Genomic DNA, 19498 nt, shown 5'->3' with positions numbered 1-19498 from the left:
CCCAAAGGTTAATTTATTTTATAATCTTTTTGTATTCTAGAAATTTCAATTAAATGAACTGTTATAAAACTCACGAGTGTAATGAATTAAGGAAGAATGATGTAGAAAAGGAAGTTACTCTCTCTGGGTGGCTGTACCGTAAACGTGACCATGGTAACCTAATCTTTGTTGATTTAAGAGATTTTCATGGGATTACTCAGTTGGTATTCAATAACGATAAAGATTTTTTTGATGAAATTTCGAATTTAAAATCAGAAAGTGTGATTACTGTCACAGGAATAGTCAAAGCTAGAACTGAAGATACGGTAAATAGCTCTATTTCCACAGGAGAAATTGAAGTTATAGTTAGTAATTTACAAGTTGAATCTGAAGTTGAGTTCCACTGTGATGAAGAAATAGCAAAAGAAGAAAGGAGTATATTAGCAAGTATCGCCGGTGAGCAAGAATACCCAGAAAACATGAGATTTAAATATCGTTTTCTTGATTTAAGACGTGAAAAGGTTCGTAATAACATTATTCTACGTTCACAGATCATTTCAGAGCTCAGGAGGCTCATGATAGAGCAAGGATTCTTAGATATTCAAACTCCCATACTTACTGCCTCTTCTCCTGAAGGAGCACGTGATTATTTAGTGCCAAGCAGACTAAATCCTGGTAAATTCTATGCATTACCACAAGCTCCACAGATTTTTAAGCAGTTGCTTATGGTTTCAGGGTTTGATAAATATTTTCAAATTGCACCTTGTTTTCGTGATGAGGACGCAAGGGCTGACCGTTCTCCTGGGGAGTTTTATCAGCTAGATCTTGAAATGTCTTTTGTAACTCAAGAAGATATATTTCAGGTTATTGAATCTACCTTATATAAAGTGTTTGCCAAATTTTCTCGCAAATCAGTTGATAAAGATTTTCCACGTATTACATACAAAGAAGCAATGCTCAAATATGGATCTGATAAGCCAGATCTGCGTAATCCATTATTAATCAGCGATGTTACAGAGATTTTCCGTGATTCAGAGTTCAATATTTTCAAAAGCAATATCGAGCGAGGTATGGTAGTCAGAGCCATCCCTGCTCCTAAAACAGCAGAGGAACCACGCAGTTTTTTTGATAAAAAAATAGAACATGCGCAAAAAGAATTCGGTGCTAAAGGTCTTGGATATATAACGTTTGATAAAGATGGCATCGCAAAAGGGCCAATTGCTAAATTCCTCGATGACAATAGGCTAAATTCCATAAAAGAAATAACGAATGTAAAGCCCGGAGATAGTGTATTTTTTGCTTCTGATAAGGAAAATGAAGCAGCAACAATTGCAGGGAAAGTGCGCACTCTTTTAGGTTCAGAATTGGGATTAATAGATGACGATATCTTCAAATTCTGTTGGATTATTGATTTTCCATATTTTGTATATGACGATAAGAGCAAAAAAATAGATTTCTTTCACAACCCATTCTCTATGCCACATGGTGGCTTGAAAGATTTAGAAGAAAAAGATCCGCTGGATATCCTTGCTTACCAATATGATCTTGTTTGCAATGGAATAGAGCTGTCAAGTGGAGCAATTCGTAATAACAAACTGAATATTATGTACAGAGCTTTTGCCATTGCAGGCTACAGTAAAGAGGAAGTTGATACAAAATTTGGCGCGCTTGTGCGTGCATTCAGGTTTGGAGCGCCACCTCATGGTGGAATAGCGCCAGGGGTTGATAGAATGGTTATGCTACTTGCAGATGAGCCGAATATTCGTGAAGTAATCTGTTTTCCTATGAATCAGCAAGGAGAAGATGTTCTAATGGGCGCTCCTTCTAAAGTAGATGATAAGCATTTACGTGAGTTGTCTTTAAAGGTTGTTGAATAAAGTTGTATATAACTTGAGTTTAGGTGGGGAAAAAACAAGAATATTGAATTCTGTTAAAGTAGTGCTAGGCCCTAGCACTACTTTATAGTTTTAGGATATCAAAAAGTTTGGTCTAGCGGGACTTGGCCCTCTATTCCGTTTACTTCTCCTTGAGAGGTGTAATTCCAATAAGTATAGTTTTTACCCGCATCCTTCCAATCTTTAGGTAATTCAGGCTCCGATCTTCCTCTCCAATCAGCAACCCATAATGGGTAGTGAGAAAAATTATGTTCTTCTTGTGTATAGTAATCATTCCACGTTTTTGGTGAAGCATATACAATTGGACTGTATCCTTTTTCATTCAATTGAGTCAATAAAGAATGAAGTTTTTCGGCTCTCTGTGTGTTAGTGTGTTTTGTAGGATCATCACATTTTGTTGTTCTTCCTTCGCAAATACCAGTTGTAGCACTAACAGCTAACTTATTTGTACCTGGCTCAAAATTAGCTTTTTTAAGTTCGTTAACTATGTTATTCAACTGACCTTCAGGTGTTGAGGTCATCCTAAATACGTGATATGCCCCAGCTTGCACATTATTATCTTTCATACTTTGAAAATTTTGTCCAAATTTAGTGTCTTGAAAAGTTTCTCCCTCAGTTGCTTTGGCAAATGCAAACCTTACCTCATCCTTTGCAACTTTCAACCAATCAATCTCTCCATTCCAATGAGATACGTCTATACCTTTTTCACTCATACTAACCTCATAATTACAATAAATGTTGAATATAGAATATAATAGTGAAAATTTAATGAATATCTTGTGAGCATATTGTAAACAATTTTATACTAAAACAGTTACAAAGTTCTAAACTACAATCTATAGACAAAAATACTTGTTATTAGTAAGTTAAATTATAGTGAGTTAAAAATTATGAGCGATATTCAAAAAGCAATACTATCAAGTATAATCTGCAATATGATTATATGGTATGAAATAACTCTGTTTGGAGTTTTGACGCATATAATAAGTGACGTTTTTTTTTCATCAGAAAGCGACTACATAAAAAAAATCAAATTCCTTGGCAGTTTTGCAATTGGCTTTGGATTTAGACCACTTGGTGCGTTTATTTTTGGTTACATTGGAGATAAGTATGGCAGGAGGAAAATTTTACTGACTTCCGTAATATTAGCTTCGATATCGTCTACTGCAATTGCGGTTATACCTAGCTTTAGAGAAATAGGAATATTTTCTCCTATACTGCTTCTGTTTTGTAGGATAGTACAAGGAATGGCAGCAGGTGGAGAAACAAGTGTTAACTCTGCTTTTTTAATAGAGCATTCAAGCGATAAAAAAAATCTAGGATTCTTAGGGAGCATGAAAGCGTTTAGTGGTGCTCTCGGTTCTATCACATGCTTTGTAATGATAGCTATTTGCAAAAAGTTTACAGGTGAAAATTATGAAATTTGGGGCTGGAGGTTGCCCTTCTATTTCTGCTTCATTATGGGCATAATAGGCTTTTTAACAAGATATATAATGGAAGAGAGCTTAGCATATAAAATTCATGATCAAAATAGAAGCTTATCTGATTCTCCATTTTTAGAATTAATCAAAACCTACAAAAAAGCATTTATATTAGCAATTGGGCTTGGTATCGCTCAAAATGCAATCGTTTATTCGGTAATAATGTTTTATAACATATCTGTAAAAGCGCTTACTCTGTCAGGTATTGATATTAAAAATGTAGTAAGGATTATAGTTGAAATTACATTTGGAACGTCCGCAGTGCTATTTGCAATACTGTCTGATAAAGTTGGAAGAAAAAATGTAATGATTCCTACATTAGTAGCTCTAGCTTGCGCCGGTTTGCCGGTACTTTCGCTATTATCAAATGATAACCACTATATTGTCACGCTCTCTTTTCTGTTGATAAGTGTGCCGATAGGTGCATCTTTTGGAATATATAATTCTCTTGCCTGCGAGTTATTTCCAACAAAAGTTAGGTGCACCGGCTTTAGCCTCGCACATAACATATCTGCAGGTATTTTTGGCGGCCTTTCTCCATCGATATGCATGTGGCTTATAGAAAAAACCGAAACAAAACTTGCCGCAGGGATTTACCTTACTGTTTGTGCATTGATTAGCCTAATATCTGTACTTCAAATTAAAGCCAAAGACAAAAAAATTGATTGGTGAAATCGCTTTAGTCAAAAGATAGCGCTTCAATAGATTTTTCGATATGTTTAGGGACAGGAGCAGTAATAGTGACTTCTTTATTATTTGGCAATTTTAAAGACAAAGAATATGAATGTAGGTGAATCTGATTTGCTACTCCATCAATAAAAGCTTTTTTACCGCCATATTTACCGTCACCAAGAATAGGACAATTTATATGAGCTAAATGTGCACGTAATTGATGAGTTCTGCCAGTAATTGGTTGTAATTTTAAATAAGCAACATTATGTTTTAACCTTGCTATAATTAAAAAATGCGTAGTGGCATTTTGAGGTGAATCTTCATCAACGACTACTTTTTCTTGCCCTGAAATATATTTTTTCACCAACGGATAGTCTATTGTTCCATTATCTTTGCTCGGTATACCAAAAGTTAATGCTAGGTAAGTTTTTTTTATCCTCCGTCCTTTAAATTCTTCCATAAGGTATTTGGCAACGCTGGCATTGCGTGCGAATATTATTACTCCGCTTGTATCCCTATCCAGCCTGTGAACAATTTTAAATATTTCTCTCTCTCTTATTTGGTCAAGTAAATCACTAATGCTAATTTTTACCTTTATGCCGCCTTGAACAATGACCCCTGCGGGTTTGTTTATAGCTAGTATATATTCGTCTTCATATAATATGTTCTCTCTTAGTAGATTCACTAACTTTTCATTATATTTGCAGTCAGAATTAGTGTTCTCAATATAGTCTAAGTATCTTATCATTATAGTTTGCCCAGAGCTTACCCTATCGCTGGATTTTGCCGTGCAATTATCAACCTTGATTAATCCTTTCCTTAAAGACTTCTCAATTGCAGATTGTTTCAAATTGGGAAAAATTCTTCTAATGTACCTATCGAGCCTAACATTATTGTCTTCTACTAATATGGTTTTGATACCTTCTGACATCTTACTTATAAAAATTTTATTGTGTAAACTAAAATCTAACATACCTAATGTACTTCTCAGTTTCAGCTACTTGCATCGAGTGCTACGTGCTGGAATTTAGAGGATTATTTAACTATTTATAACGGCTTCATATTTTCCTACAGCTGAGTAAAGTGGTAACAATGATAGTTTCTCGATCATAGAGAGGTGAGTATTAGGCTCTTTAGTACTAGGGCCTTGACACGCTTCAGTGTTAGGCCCTAACTTCATACACTCAATGCCGTTAGCTAAAGATGTTACTCTTCTTACATTAACATTTTTAGTGCGATATGACCACCTGCAAGGACTATGTAATATTTGTTCTTTTACTCCATCCATTTCAGCTGAACACGCTTTAGTGTTAGTCTCTAACTGCACACATTTAATGTGGTCAGTTATAAATGCTACTCCTTTTTCATTAAGTTTAGCGTTATACTGTAATTGTTCAATTTGATTAGCTTGATCTCTTATCATACGTTCAAAGCTGATAGATAGATTATGTGATTCTATTTCTCTCAACATATGTGATTCTATGTGTTGCACTGTCATTAATTTTTTGTTTCTGAGTATACTTGATTCTAAGTTAAGCCGCGTAAGTATATCTAGTGCTCTTTGTTCTGCTTCCACTAGAAGATTACTTATGCCTTGATGTTCAGCTAAATCTCTTACAGTTTCACCACAGTGATCAGGCAATAAAGTACTTGCGCCATAACATAGTAAAGTCATTACTACTATCCAGTGTCTATGTTCGAAAGCATAAGCTAAAGGAGATTGCCCTGAGCTATCCTGTGCATTAACATTTGCTCCATATAAAATTAAGGTCCTTACTACTTCCGCATGGCCACCTTTGGCAGCTTTATGTAAAGCAGTTGATTCTAAATCGTCACGTGCATTAGCATTTATTCCAGATTCTAATAGAGCATGTACCATTAGTGTATCACCATGTCCGGCAGCACAACGTAAAAACTCAGCTACCATCAATTTCATCACATCCTTCCATATTCCAAGTTGTGTTATAGTAGTTACTGCTTCTAGATAATTATATGGACAAATAGAAAGTAATATTTTCTGTGGATCATTTGTCTCAATACTTGCTCCATGGGCTATTAGATAATTCATTACTTTTCTATTGCCTTTTGCGGCAGCACAATTAAAAGGAGTCCATCCCCATGCATCCTTATGGTTAACATTTGCTTCATAGTTTATTAAGAGCTCTACTGCTTCCACATTATCATTCGTAGCAGCAATATGTAAGGGAGATCGCCCAATTAACTTATCCTCTATATCAACACTTGCTCTATATCGTGATGTGGCCTGTAATAGGATCTCTAATATTAATGTATTATTCTTTGCAGCAGCCCAATATAAAGGACTCCATCCAAATACATCTACTATCTCAATATTTTCAACAATATTCTTATCATTTTTTATTATACAATTCACCATTGCTTCATCAACATTTGCAACAGCAATATGTAAAGGAGTAAGTTTAAGCGCTCCATTCTTCTTAACATCTGCTCCATTCTCCATTAAGTACTTTGCTACTTCTTCATGGCCATTATCGGCAGCCTTATATAAAGCAGTCAATCTCGCTAGATCCTCTGCATTAACATCTGCATTATTTTTTACTAAGATTTTTGTTATTTCTATATCGCCATTTACAGCTGGCTGATATAAAGTAGTTCGTTGAGATGAATCCAACTGATTAACATTTGCCCCTTTTTCTATTAGCTTGCGTGCTACTTCTGTGTTCCTATCTTCAACAGCCCAATGTAAAGCAGTCCATTCGGAAAACGGACTTGGTGCATTAATATCGATTCCTTTTACTTTAAGCATAGCATTTATTAAATTGTTCAGCTTAAAATCAATAGCTAAATACAATAACGTGTATGAAAAGCGTTCATGCAAACAATCTACTTTAAACCAATGATTTACATCAAACTTATTTTTCTCCCACTCTCTATACACATTTTTACTTGCTCTCTTTAGTGCCTTTAGTGTCTCTAATATCTTTCCTACATCTAGCATCACTGGTACCTTTTCTGAGATCTTTCGTGCATTTAGCACATCCTCTAGCGCCACTGCTTTTGATTCTTCTGATGTCTCTTGTACACCTAACCTTTTTAGCATTCTTTTTACCATCTGTTGAGCATTTGATACCCTTGACTCCTTTAGTATCTTTTTTGCTTCTTCTTTTGTCTGCGGTACATTTACCACCTTTAGTCTCTTTTTTAATGGCTCTTGTGTCTCTTGTACTCTTGGAATCTTGCTTGGTACTTCTAATCCATGCGATATCTCTTCTAACATTCTTAATATTTCTGCTTGCCCTAGTATCTTTACTTCCTTTAATAGCTCTTTTATTCTTTCAATTACATTGTCTTCACTTAAATTTACCTCTTGATCAATTACACCTAATATTATGTTCCACTGTTCATATGTCATTACCATGGCTTTACCTCATACTATAGAGTATTTTTTGATGCTATATATTATGGTAGAATAGTCAACGCATTTTCCATAGCGTAACTTGAGAGTCTAAAAGGACTGTTATTAACTTACAGAAAACCAAGCTTGCCTGAAATCACTTAATTGATTATAATCATAGCTTTTAAGGCAGTAAAATGACAGCTTTTTTTCCTTTGGTTATTTTTTTAATCTTATACCTTGGAAGTGGTGTCTATTTTTTCTTTATTGGAATTGATAATCCGCTTCGCCAAGTTTCACCGGTAATTTGCCTACTACCGGCGCTATTTTTTGCTGTTGCATGCAGTGCAGGTAAAATTCAACGTCACATCGATACTGTCATCGAGGGTATGGGCGATAAAAACACCCTTACTATGTGTTTAACTTTTCTATTTTCTGGAGCATTTTCTGTGGTGACTCAATCAATTGGTAGTGCAGATACTGTTGCTGATTTAATTCTCAAATTCCTTCCAGCAAGATTACTACTGCCTGGAGTATTTTTGGCTTCCGCTTTTATATCAACTGCAATTGGTACGTCTATGGGAGTTGTTGTATTAATGGTACCAATAGCTGTTAACTTAGCAAAAAATGGGGCTTTTGGTCTTGAAATAGGAACTGCAACTGTAGTTGGAGGTGCCGTATTTGGTGATAATCTTTCAATGATATCTGACACTACTATTGCATCTGTTTCTTCACAGGGGGCCACGATAAAGGATAAACTTAAAGTGAATTCTAAAGTAGCATTTGTTGCCAGCATTATAACGCTTGTCTATCTGGTAATTATGGCAGATAGTACAAAAATTATTCCTACATCAAATTTAGATTATTTATCAGTAATAAAGATTATTCCTTATATTTCTTTAATAATCATGGGGTTATTTGAAGTTACTACTTTAGTAACAATAACTATAAATATAATTGTTGCTAGTGTATTAGGGATGACTTTTTTTGACTATACTATCATTCAACTCTCTCATGACATATATGACGGTTTCAAAAAAGTAAACGAGATAGTGATATTTGCTCTATTTATTGGCGGATTGAGTCATATAATGTACAAGCAGGGTCAAAAGGCATTACACAAACTTATCGATGAAAGCAATATCACAAAAACTAAAGCTGAATTTGTAATAGCGGGCATAGCATCTATGTTTACTGTTTTAGTTGCTAATAATACCATTGCTATTTTATTAAGTGGCGATATTGCAAAAAGGCTCGCGCAAAAGCATAATATTCCGTCATACCGTAGTGCATACTTGTTAGACATTTTTGCTTGCGTTACAAAAGGCATTTTGCCTTATGGTTCCCAGCTGCTGCTAGCAGGTAGCATTGCTTCTGTCTCACCTATTTCTTTGTTAACACAAGTTTATTACTGCTTTATTTTAGCAGCAGTTACAGTAGGTGAAATAATCATCAATGGCAGACGTTGCGCGGCTACAACTTAATGTACGAAGATTTCTCTTCATATTACATTTTTGTGCCCATAAGAAACGAGTTGCCATTTTCATCAGCTACTTGGATAATAGATATATTCACAAAATTGTTCCATTTTTCTCAATAGATTTTGGTTTTCTTTTCCCCTTATTAGCAGAGCATAAAACTTAGCTTTTTAATAAATCTCATTTTAACTCCAATACACTAACTATGAAACAATCTATATTGCCATCAAAAACGGAATTTATATTGCCAACTTCATGTCCAGTCCTTAAATCCTTTACCATTTGATATGGATGCATAACATACGATCTGATCTGACTGCCCCAACCTATATCGCATTTCTTGCCATATTCTTCGGCCATTTTCTGTTCTTTTTTTTCCAATTCAATTTGATATAAACGTCCTTTAAGTAGTTTAAGTGCTTCATCTTTATTTTTATGTTGAGAACGACCATTTTGGCATTGAGCTACAACGCCTGTTGGAATATGCGTAATACGTACCGCGCTTTCAGTCTTATTGACATGCTGACCACCTGCTCCAGAAGCACGGTAAGTGTCGATCTTTAAATCCTTTTCATCCACAACAATATCTATTGAATCTTCAATCACTGGAGTTACTCCTACACTTGCAAAACTGGTATGACGTTTACCATTTGCATCAAATGGTGATATTCTAACCAATCTATGAACTCCACTTTCGCTTTTTGCCCACCCGTAAGCTTTTTCTCCGATGATCTTTATTGTTGTAGATTTTATACCAACTGCATCACCATTTAATTTTTCTACAACTTCAACTTTAAAATTGTGATAAATTTCTGCCCATCTTGTATACATGCGCATGAGCATCTCAGTCCAATCATTGCTCTCTGTTCCACCGGCTCCTGAGTGGATTTCTAAAAAGCAGTTATTGTTATCTGCTTCACCAGTAAATAAGGATTCTGTCTCTTTAAGTTTGATTAATTTCTCTAGCTTTACTAACTCACCTTTAACTTCAGAAAAAAATTCTTCATCATTCTCATCAATAGCAGATTTCATCAAGCTGATAGAATCGTTGTAATCGCTTTCTAGCTTTGAAAACGATTCTATTTCATGCTTAATTTTAGAGCGTTCTTTTAAAATCTCTTGTGCTTTTTGATTATCTTGCCACAGATTATCATTCGACGCTTGAGAATCCAGCTCTTCAAGACGCAACTTCAATTTTTCTATGTCAAAGACACCTCCTGATAAGAGAAATACTTTTATTTAAGCCTTGAAAGTATTCAAGGATTTCTGGATGGGTTTTCATTATACTTTAGACTTTAATATATTTATTATCACTAACAATAACAGCAAACAAAATAGAAATTTAACCATATAATAGTTAATTCAAAATAATTTTATTATACTTGAATGTTCAATAAAATCAAGTGTGTATATTTATTAAAAAAATAAGGTAAAGTAATGAATATTAAAACAAGTTCTCATTATGGTTTAGACAAAAAGGCTATTGATGATTTAATAGAGTCTCTCGATAATCAAGAATTAGAGAATGTTCGTAATATTGTAAAAACGATAGATAGCGTTCAGTTAGCTTATTTTTTATCTACTTCGATCAATGATCACAGGGAGAAATTAGTTAATATCCTCGATCAACATTTGTTAAGTGATGCCTTAGTACATGTAGTACCAGATTTACAAGTAGAGATCATAGAAATATTGGGAATAGAAAATACAGCAAAGTTACTAATGCTTCTTGATATAGAAGACATAGTAGCTATAGTGAAAGATTTAGATAGAAAGTCTATAGAAAATATACTTAACTACTTACCCAATGCAACTCAAAAATTAGTAGAGGAATTGTTATCATACCCAGAAGAAAGTGCAGGAAGGTTGATACATAAAAATATGGTTATAGCTCCATATTATTGGACGATAAATCAGCTAATGGAATTCTTGCGCAACTATAAAAAAATACCAGAAACATTTTATCAAATTTTCATCATTAACTCAAAATTAGAACCCATAGGCATTTTCAACTTAAATAAGGTAATATCTCACTCAGGAGAAACAATAATAAAAGAGATAATGAGTCAAGATATAAAAATAATTAAAACTGGAATGGACCAAGAAGAAGTAGCAAGAATATTTAAAGATTACTCTCTATTATCAGCTCCAGTAGTAAATAAGAATGGTAAAATTATAGGTGTAATCCTTATTGAAGATGTAATCAAAATTGTTCAACAAGAAGCAGAAGAGGATGTGCTTAAAATAAGCGGTGTATCTTCTAAATCTGATATAAATGCCCCTATACATAAAACTATAATTAAAAGACTACCTTGGTTACTGTTTAACCTCTTAGCTGCAACAATATGTTCTATAGTAGTTGGCTTTTTCGATAACGTAATACAAAGTTTTATAGTACTGCCAATAATTATGCCAATCATTGCATCGATGAGCGGAAATGCAGGATCCCAAACAGTAACACTAACTATCCGGGCAATCGCAACAAAATATCTAACTGAGCAAAATGCAAAAAGAATACTGATGAAAGAATTTTTAATAGGTCTTATAAATGGAGTGATTTTATCTACAATTTCGCTCGTAGTATTAGCAATAAGGTTCCATAGTTTAAAAGTAGAGATCATTTTCGTAGTTTCCATGATTGCAATGTCGATCATTGCAACATTTATCGGCACTTTTATTCCTATAATGCTTCATCGTTTAAGATCCGATCCTGCTGTTTCGTCTTCAATCTTAACATCAGCAACAACTGATATTCTCTCAGCTCTTATATTTTTTGGTCTAGCCACGATCTTTTTATTAAATAGCTGAATCTTGCTATATAAAAATTGCTTTACAAGCTTTAACTGCCACGTTATCATTACTCACAGGTGCATTGAAGAAGAAAAATAACAGTCGATAAAGAAGTAAAAGTACATGAAACTGAGCTGCTTTAGTTTTAAAATAAAAACTAAAATAAGATGCTAAAGTATGCAAAAAAATTCTTGCTTTGCTAGATCTTTTTAGCTACAATGCAGTCTAACGTAATGAAAACATGAGGTGTGAGTTAGATGCATTGTATTATGTATATCACTCAGAAAGCAATTCTCGATTTTTTAAGAGTATATCTAATTTAGTCAGAAGTCAAAAGAAAAGCACACTGTTACTCAGCAATTAAAGTTACCTGGGGTTACCGTGAGGTTTCTACAGTAAATTTGTAGAGCAGTTTAGTACAGCTGTATAAGAATCAAATGAATTAGATATTAAAACCAATCTTCAGAAAAGAGATTTACGGTAAAATAATCAAGTATGAATATTAAAATATAGGGGGTTTTATGTTAGGTAAAGGAAATAAAGGAGAACAAGTAGCAGATGATCGAATTGATTATGTAGATGATGAGTCAACAATAGGAGCAAAAGGAGGTCTTGATCATGAAGATAGATTATCTAGTGGAGAACTTCAGTGTGGACCAAGTCAAGAGAGTCTTGGAGTAACAAGATCTTCATCTATAAGCAGCGGTAGTGTATGGTATAGCGCATCGAATGATACAGCCAATGTTATAAGTCTTACAGATAATGAAGTAGTGGAAAAAGCAACTTTTTTTGTTAAGACTTTTGTTAAAGAATTCGAGGAAAAATTATCTAAATATTTTGAGGAGGCAGAACCAGATTCAAATATACAAAAAATAAGTAAAGTTTCAGCCAGCTTTAATTCTATTTTGAATAATACTATTCCAGCAAGTCCACTAAAATTATTTAGTGTTAAAGTTAATGAGAGTATCAATTATTGTGTTATAGGAAAACAGCATAAGAAAAGAGCGAAAAATATTTTTACAATAATTATACCTTGCTACAAAGCTGAAATGAGAGAGATTTTAGTAAAAGCTGGCTTAGAAATTTTTCACAGGTTTGAGGAACCATTCATAAAGGTTGTAGATATCAATCCCTCTTTTTATCATAGGAGAGTTAAGAAGTTAGCAATAGATGCTGTACATAGAACAATGAATTACCTTTTAACTTCTGAGGAACAAGACTTTTCTGTTGATCTTATAACACAAGGTGTTGTTCTAGATAAGTCAAAAAAGAAAGGATATTTTACGCGTCCTGGATATGAAATAAAAGATGAGCAAGGTGGTGAAAGTTTAGTAACCTCAGAATTGTATGAATGGGTAGGAATAAAGAAAAAAGAAGAAGATGAAACTGTTAATTATTATCAATATAATTCTGAGGAACATAATCTAGAGGAATATAGATGTGCTGAAAAATACGGCTATCGGCTTCCCTTTGAATGGGAGTTAAGAAAGTGGGAAGAGGTAAAACAAAAGTATGTATCCATTAAAGCACCCATAGAAGGATATGTGTATATTTTAAATGATGAAAAAAAAGAAGAATTAGCTCGTTTTATATTAAAGGAGATTAATGGACAAGATCCTGTGAAAAGGAAAGATATAGAAGATGTAAAAGAACATCTTAGAAAACAAGATGAAGATAGGCGTCAATTTTCCTATAGTTTTGGCAAGACACCAGAAAATTTCATTGAAAGAAAAGAGGTGGTAAAAAATTTGAACCTAAGGTTACACAGTAGTAGTCAAGAAGTAAAAATGTCACGAGTAGTCTTAATTAGTGGGAAGTCTGGAATAGGGAAAAGCGAACTTGCTAGAGGCTATGGGTTTAGTGAAAGGCGTAAGGGTACTTGGGCAAGGATTATGTGGATAGATGCCTCGTCATATAACAAGCTTTCAAATTCATTTCATGGGTTGGCTGAAAGGTTAGGGATTTCTAGAAAAAGTGAGCAAAGGAGAGAGAGAAACATTAAATCTATTGTCGAGGATGTATATGAGTATCTTCAAGACACAAAAAGTTTGTTTGTTTTCGATGATGCTAGTAGTTATAAGGAGATTGAAAATTTTTTGCCATCAAGCTTTCCTGTTTTTTCTAATAGAGAAAAACCTTACGTTTTAATTACTTCTCCTAACAAGAATTGGAAAGAAGAAATAGAAGATATAGAAGAAATAAAGTTGGGTAATTTAAAAAAAGAAGAAGCCGAGGAATTTACTCGAAAAGCCTTAGGGGAAGATGAATCACAAGGTAAATCTATATCAGAGTTAATAGAAGAGTTTAATTGTTTTCCATTAGATTTGAAAGCAGCAACATCATGCATTAAACAAAAAGGTCTTAGTATTAGAGAATATCTGGAGGAATATAGAGTAGCTCAGCAATCAAAAACTGATTTTTTGGAGACACAAGTTGTTAATAAAAAATCTTTTAAAGCTTTGAAGGTTAACATTGATAAAATAAAAGAAGAAAAAAATGTTGGACAGCAAGCATATGTTATTTTAGTATTGTTCGGTAGAAGCTGTAGCTTTACTCCTCTCGTTTGAGTTTTATTACTACAACTCCCCCTAAAGAACCGTGCTTGCAGATTTCCCGCACACGGCTCATCAATATTAGTTTTCACAGTCGTCCCTCTTATGCATATAAAGAAAAATGTATTTTTGGCTTTGGTAATGGATTTACTTCTACGTAGTGTACAAACTGTTCCCAGGTCATACTCTTTTTCTGACTACGCCGATTTATCCATTTAAATGCTAGCTTTCTTACTGATGTGTAAAATTGTTTCAAACACCAATAATTTCCGCTAATACCAAAGTAGTTATAGTGTCCTGTTAATTTAGCCTTCAGTACTTGCCACCAAGCTTTAAGTCGAATACTTCCGCGGACTATTTTCAACCACTCCTTGATTTCTTTTAGTTTTCTGGCTAGATTTAACTTTGAGGTTTTATGTCCCATTATTAATCTACCACGACGACTTTTTGCACCATAGTGCGTAAACCCCAGAAAATTGAAACTTTCCGTCCTTCGTTTCTCTCTTATCGCTTGTTGCCACTCCCTCTTGCCAAACTTTACTACTCTGGTCTTGTTTTCAGATACTTCCAACCCAAATTTATTTAGCCTTTGTTTCAGTAATTCCAGAAATTCTTCCGCGTCTACCTTACTTTCGCAACAAACCACAAAATCGTCGCAAAACCTTATTAGTTGTATATATCCTCTGGATCTTGGTTTAAATTTCTTTTCTATCCATAAATCCAACACATAATGTAAGTATATATTTGCTAATACAGGACTTACTATACCACCTTGGGGTGTACCTTGTTTTGTTGCTTCATAATTTCCAGCTTCGACTATCCCTGCCTTGAGAAACCGCTTTACTAACCACCGCAAATTTGGGTCAGTTATTCGTTCCCTTAGACATCTCATTAGCCATTTATGCTGTATATTATCGTAGAACTTCTTGATATCCACTTCTACAATGTAGTTTATTGGCTTGTACATAACTGCTTTATCTAGTGCATTTACCGCTTGATGACAGTTTCTTCCAGGTCGAAATCCATATGAGCTGTCCAGAAAGTTTGCCTCGTAAATATTTTCTAGTATCTTCTTCAGCATAATCTGTACTAATTTATCCTCGGTCGATGGTATTCCGAGTCCGCGTTTCTCTTTACTTCCAGCTTTCGGTATATATACCCTCTTTACTGGTTGTGGTTGATATTGCTTCCTCTTCATACTTTCTACTAGCACTTCGAGTTTCTCATTCAGATTTTCTCCGTATGATTCCACTGTTATCTGGTCTACTCCACAAGCCTTGTTACGCTTCAGTTCTTTATAACATCTCGCAAGATTCTCTGTATTTATCAGATGGACTAACGATGTGAATTTTAGTCGCTTATCTTGCTTTGCTCTTACTGCTATCTGGTTTAGTTTATTTTGCATGTTATTCCAACCTCCGTTGTATTGGCCTAGCAATCCCTATTCCAGTTACTATATTGCTGATCGCTTCCCCTTGTACGTGGCTTTCCCACATTCTGAGTACTATCAATCAGTCCGACTTCCCCTGCATCTTCCGCTAGTTCTTGCCTTTGTTGACTTGTTCCAGCGTACCTTTGTAGGAATGCATAGGATCTCCCAAGTTCACTTGAAGTCCATTTCAATACATGGCACGGTCTCAGATCCCGATAGAGTGAGTGATAACTTGCCTTTACGCTATCCTTCATGCTGTCTTCCATGGCCATGAAAATGTCGACCTCTATGTCTTCAGGTATTTCGGAACTCAATCCCTTCACTTTCGTTGTACCCTGCATTGTCCATCCCACTAGCTCTATTACACTCGTTACCTCATGCAACATAGTGGTCTGTTCCAAACTGTTGGCTAGACTTTGTTTGTGTTGGATTTTCACCAACTGTTCTCCAAGCACTTCTTGGCGCACCATGGCTTACCTGGACCCTAATCAAATTAATACAAAAGAAATTTTTTTCAAGAGGGAATCAAAAGAAAATCAACAAAGGGTTTTGAATGCACTTGATCTACTTAATCAGTTCTCATTGATTGGATTAGAGAAAGGGATAGCAAAAATTCATCAAGAAGTACAAAAAATTATAAGGTTAGAGCAAAGAAAAGAAAAAAGAGAAGAAGAATTTTTAAGAAAAATAATGACATCATTGATGAATAATAACTGTAAAAATGTAAGCCATATCATATCCATTTGGAATTATGCAAGTGAATATAAAAAGTTAGTTAATGAATTTATTGAATCTGATTATTATGGAATGAATATCTTACATTTTCTGGCCATAGATGATAATGAAGAAGTTATTAAGCTTATATTCGAGAATGTAGATCTAAGTAAATTAAGTAAAATTGTTAATATCGGTGATAAAGATGGATCTACTCCTTTAGAATATGCTGTTATATATGGTCATTTAGCGTTAGTTAAATACTTTATAGGAAAAGGGGCTAATTTAAAGGTAAGTGATGACCCGAGCCTTACCCTTTTAGACTGTGCTGCTCTCCATAATCGACTAGAAATAGTTAGGTATTTTATTGATAACGAACATTTTCAGTTTGATAGTACTGTTTTATACTATGCTATTGAAAATAATTGCTTAGAGGTCGTTAGATACTTTATAGAGGAAGAAGAGATTTGTATAAATTTACAAGATGGAGAAGGTAAAGGTTATTTGCACTATGCTGTTGAACATAATTCCTTGGAGATTTTTGAGTACCTTCTAGCGTACGGGGCTACAGTAGATTTACAGGATGAGGATGGTATGACTCCTTTGCATTTTGCTGCTATGTATGGTTACCTAGGAATTGTTCGCTACCTCGTAGAGCATGGGGCTGATATAAATTTACAGGATGAGGATGGTATGACTCCTTTGCATTTTGCTGCTATGTATGGTTACCTAGGAATTGTTCGCTACCTCGTAGAGCATGGGGCTGATATAAATTTACAGAATGAAGATCATACGACTCCTTTGCACTTTGCTGATATATATGGTCACTCAAGCACTGTTCGCTACCTTGTAATGAATAACGTTAATACGAATCTAGAGGATATTAGTAATAATATTTCTCAGAACTACGATGTTAAGTTTCATTGCTACGACAGCGCTAGGTCCCTTTTTTCTTTAGAACAAGGAGCTAATGTGAAACTTGAACTCAACGATGATTTGTACCATTATACTAACAATTATTACCCAAGTAGTATTTGTTGCTATCAACCTCAATCTACTGTGTACTCAGCTCCATACTTAAAAACACAATCACATAAAAGAAACCTAGAGACATTTGATGAACATACACTACCTAAAAAAAGAAAATTAAAAAATATAAGTGAAGCATTGCAATTTGAAGATAAAAGCACAGTTAACTTAACTCATAGGTCACCTATATCTTCATTTAACAGCGTCTCTGTACAACCTGCAAACAAGGACTTAAGACTATAATTTTACAGTAAGCTATTTAATTTTATGAGGGGAATTTCAAAAAAACAGAGAAATAAAGTAATAAATTGATATAAATTCGCGTAGAACAAGTGGTAGACCATCCCATCCCAAAAAAAATACTTCTCACGTCTCTTGGTTTTGACCATTGGAAATGGTTATATTACTTAATTTATTAGCGATATATAATATTAAATTAATATTAATTCATTCAACAATAAGTATTAAGATAAACTTATAAAAACAGAGTTTAAAATAAACAAAACGTCATGTATCTCTCATATTAAGAGGCTTTTGTTGGGAGTTATTCAAGTCTAAAAAATTTTTCAAATTGAGGATTGACAAAACTTAGAAACGGGATATCTTACTTAAACTGGTATCAAGTTACAAGTGTATGTGAGGTGTAACAGTTTCCATGTTTTTCCATTGATAGAGGGGTGATTATGCTGCGTTCAGATATTCCAAAGGTCCTATTTTCTTGTATTAAAGAAGATGACCCCTATAGAGCGTCTAAGCTTTTTCAAATTGAACGCTGGTGCTATGCAAATTGGCGTTTACACCAAAAAAGTGGCCAGAAAGGACGTAATTTTCTTGCACAAGTGCTATCTAGTGAGGATTGTTGGAAAAAAATAGACAATTTACACGGAGTTAAGCTTGATAGGCAAGTAGTAGGCAAAAAATTGATTGCGCAAGGTTCAAATAATCCATTTAGCTCTGAAAAGAGATATGAGACAGCTTGTCGTTATTGTCTAGAAGAGGATATTGTTGCTTTGTTTGAAGAGAGGAAAAATAAACTATCAGCTCAAGGTAAGAGCAGTCTATTGGAGTATTCTCACTTAGTTAAGACCTTATCAGGGAACCTTTTAATAGTTTTTTGGTCACATTTTATTAGTGGTTATATCTCTAAATTAAATTTAGATGGCTGTCATCCATATGAGTACGGGCTTAAATGTGCTATGAGTTTTAAGCAAGAGCAGGCAGTAGAATTCTTCTGGAATAAAATAAAGTCATTACCTGAAAGTGAGATGAGCGAACAGAAAAAAGATGAGATCTTGATGAAAACAGTAGTATATGCAGCAGGTAGTCGTTGTAATAGTTATCCTGAAATATTTGAGTTTTGTTTTAGTCAGATAAATCCTGATAAATATCCAGAACTTCTAAAAAGAGACTTATCTGAAAATGGTTATTATGGTAGTCTAAACACGCTACAGGGTGCACTTCGCTTTGATCAATTTCAAAGATTGTTTGATTGCTTAGGGCCAAATGATGTCTCAGAAGACGATTATAATATCTGGTTAGACATGGAAATCAAAAAACATTCAGAACCTTATGTAAGTGAAAGTGTAAAGCTTTTTATGCATATGTGGATGAAGGAAGGATTTGACAGTCATCGTGCTTTAGTGATAAGAGAGGAACTAGAGGATAAATCTCCTCTTTTCTGTACAGTTTTGTTAACACCTTTAGTAGAAAAAGGTTGTATGGAGCCAGTATGGGCGTTATTAAATAAAGCTAATTCTGATCAGATAAAAGAGTTTATGGATTCTAAACAAGCAGGTTACATACGATCTATGTTGGAAAAAAGAGACACTGATTCATTAAATAAGTTTCTAGCATATGGGAAATCTGCATCTGAAGAGCTTAGTAGAGGTACTGGCTTAACTGAGGTTAAATTAAGTAAAGCATGCGATCAATTAGGGTTGGGTAATTAGGAGGTATTATGAGGGAATTCTATAAGATAGGTGGTAATTCTTTGTTTTGTGCTACTGCTCCAGCTTATTTAATTTCTATCAAAAAGATTTTGGACTGTAATACCAATTTGTATACTTAAGTTAATGTGGCTAGATTCAACAGTTAACACTATGT

Annotated in this window: 13 protein-coding genes; 7 read left to right on the top strand and 6 right to left on the bottom strand. The window is 34.3% G+C overall.

Going from position 1 to position 19498, the window contains the following annotated elements; genetic code table 11:
* Positions 1-53: 53 nt before the first annotated feature.
* A complete protein-coding gene (aspS, locus tag ABWU28_RS04215) occupies positions 54-1856 on the top strand; it encodes an aspartate--tRNA ligase (protein ID WP_012481816.1) in 1803 nt (600 codons plus the stop codon).
* A 98-nt stretch (positions 1857-1954) separates the two neighbouring features.
* Here aspS and ABWU28_RS04210 read toward each other — a convergent pair whose 3' ends face one another.
* Positions 1955-2587, bottom strand: a complete 633-nt coding sequence (locus ABWU28_RS04210; protein ID WP_007302899.1) for a glycoside hydrolase family 25 protein — start codon at positions 2585-2587, stop codon at positions 1955-1957.
* A 177-nt stretch (positions 2588-2764) separates the two neighbouring features.
* On the opposite strand from ABWU28_RS04210, the gene ABWU28_RS04205 reads away from it, so the two are divergent.
* A complete protein-coding gene (locus tag ABWU28_RS04205) occupies positions 2765-4027 on the top strand; it encodes an MFS transporter (RefSeq protein ID WP_007302900.1) in 1263 nt (420 codons plus the stop codon).
* Positions 4028-4034: 7 nt separating this feature from the next.
* On the opposite strand, the gene ABWU28_RS04200 is transcribed toward ABWU28_RS04205, so the two are convergent.
* Together ABWU28_RS04200 and ABWU28_RS04195 are read right to left on the bottom strand one after the other, a co-directional pair.
* The gene (locus tag ABWU28_RS04200) at positions 4035-4958 is read right to left on the bottom strand and encodes an RluA family pseudouridine synthase (RefSeq protein WP_007302901.1); all 924 of its coding nucleotides are present in this window, start codon (positions 4956-4958) and stop codon (positions 4035-4037) included.
* A gap of 108 nt (positions 4959-5066) precedes the next feature.
* On the bottom strand, positions 5067-7424 hold the full coding sequence (locus ABWU28_RS04195) for an ankyrin repeat domain-containing protein (protein WP_149168896.1): 2358 nt from the start codon (positions 7422-7424) through the stop codon (positions 5067-5069).
* A gap of 173 nt (positions 7425-7597) precedes the next feature.
* Here ABWU28_RS04195 and ABWU28_RS04190 point away from each other — a divergent pair, with 173 nt between their 5' ends.
* Positions 7598-8884, top strand: coding sequence for a Na+/H+ antiporter NhaC family protein (locus ABWU28_RS04190; protein ID WP_353274979.1), 1287 nt, complete (start codon positions 7598-7600; stop codon positions 8882-8884).
* 174 nt (positions 8885-9058) lie between these two features.
* On the opposite strand, the gene prfB is transcribed toward ABWU28_RS04190, so the two are convergent.
* Positions 9059-10160, bottom strand: a protein-coding gene (gene prfB / locus ABWU28_RS04185; protein ID WP_353274977.1) for a peptide chain release factor 2 whose coding sequence is annotated in 2 segments (ribosomal slippage) — positions 9059-10093 and positions 10095-10160 — 1101 coding nt in all. Because the reading frame shifts where the segments join, the coding sequence is not laid out codon by codon here.
* Between the two features lie 155 nt (positions 10161-10315).
* Between prfB and mgtE the strand changes: the two genes are divergently transcribed.
* Together mgtE and ABWU28_RS04175 are read left to right on the top strand one after the other, a co-directional pair.
* On the top strand, positions 10316-11686 hold the full coding sequence (mgtE, locus tag ABWU28_RS04180) for a magnesium transporter (RefSeq protein WP_007302783.1): 1371 nt from the start codon (positions 10316-10318) through the stop codon (positions 11684-11686).
* 503 nt (positions 11687-12189) lie between these two features.
* Positions 12190-14235, top strand: a complete 2046-nt coding sequence (locus tag ABWU28_RS04175; protein ID WP_353274975.1) for an NB-ARC domain-containing protein — start codon at positions 12190-12192, stop codon at positions 14233-14235.
* Positions 14236-14323: 88 nt separating this feature from the next.
* Here ABWU28_RS04175 and ltrA read toward each other — a convergent pair whose 3' ends face one another.
* The gene (ltrA, locus tag ABWU28_RS04170; protein WP_353274935.1) at positions 14324-15625 is read right to left on the bottom strand and encodes a group II intron reverse transcriptase/maturase; all 1302 of its coding nucleotides are present in this window, start codon (positions 15623-15625) and stop codon (positions 14324-14326) included.
* A 26-nt stretch (positions 15626-15651) separates the two neighbouring features.
* The gene (locus tag ABWU28_RS04165) at positions 15652-16038 is read right to left on the bottom strand and encodes a hypothetical protein (protein ID WP_353274937.1); all 387 of its coding nucleotides are present in this window, start codon (positions 16036-16038) and stop codon (positions 15652-15654) included.
* 82 nt (positions 16039-16120) lie between these two features.
* On the opposite strand from ABWU28_RS04165, the gene ABWU28_RS04160 reads away from it, so the two are divergent.
* Positions 16121-17638: an ankyrin repeat domain-containing protein gene (locus ABWU28_RS04160; protein WP_353274973.1), complete on the top strand. Its 1518-nt coding sequence runs from the start codon at positions 16121-16123 to the stop codon at positions 17636-17638.
* A 440-nt stretch (positions 17639-18078) separates the two neighbouring features.
* Positions 18079-19344: a hypothetical protein gene (locus ABWU28_RS04155; RefSeq protein ID WP_353274972.1), complete on the top strand. Its 1266-nt coding sequence runs from the start codon at positions 18079-18081 to the stop codon at positions 19342-19344.
* Positions 19345-19498: the final 154 nt, after the last annotated feature.

Source organism: Wolbachia endosymbiont (group B) of Pilophorus perplexus (genome assembly GCF_964028155.1).
GTDB lineage: Bacteria > Pseudomonadota > Alphaproteobacteria > Rickettsiales > Anaplasmataceae > Wolbachia.
This window is presented reverse-complemented; position numbering and strand designations above follow the sequence as displayed.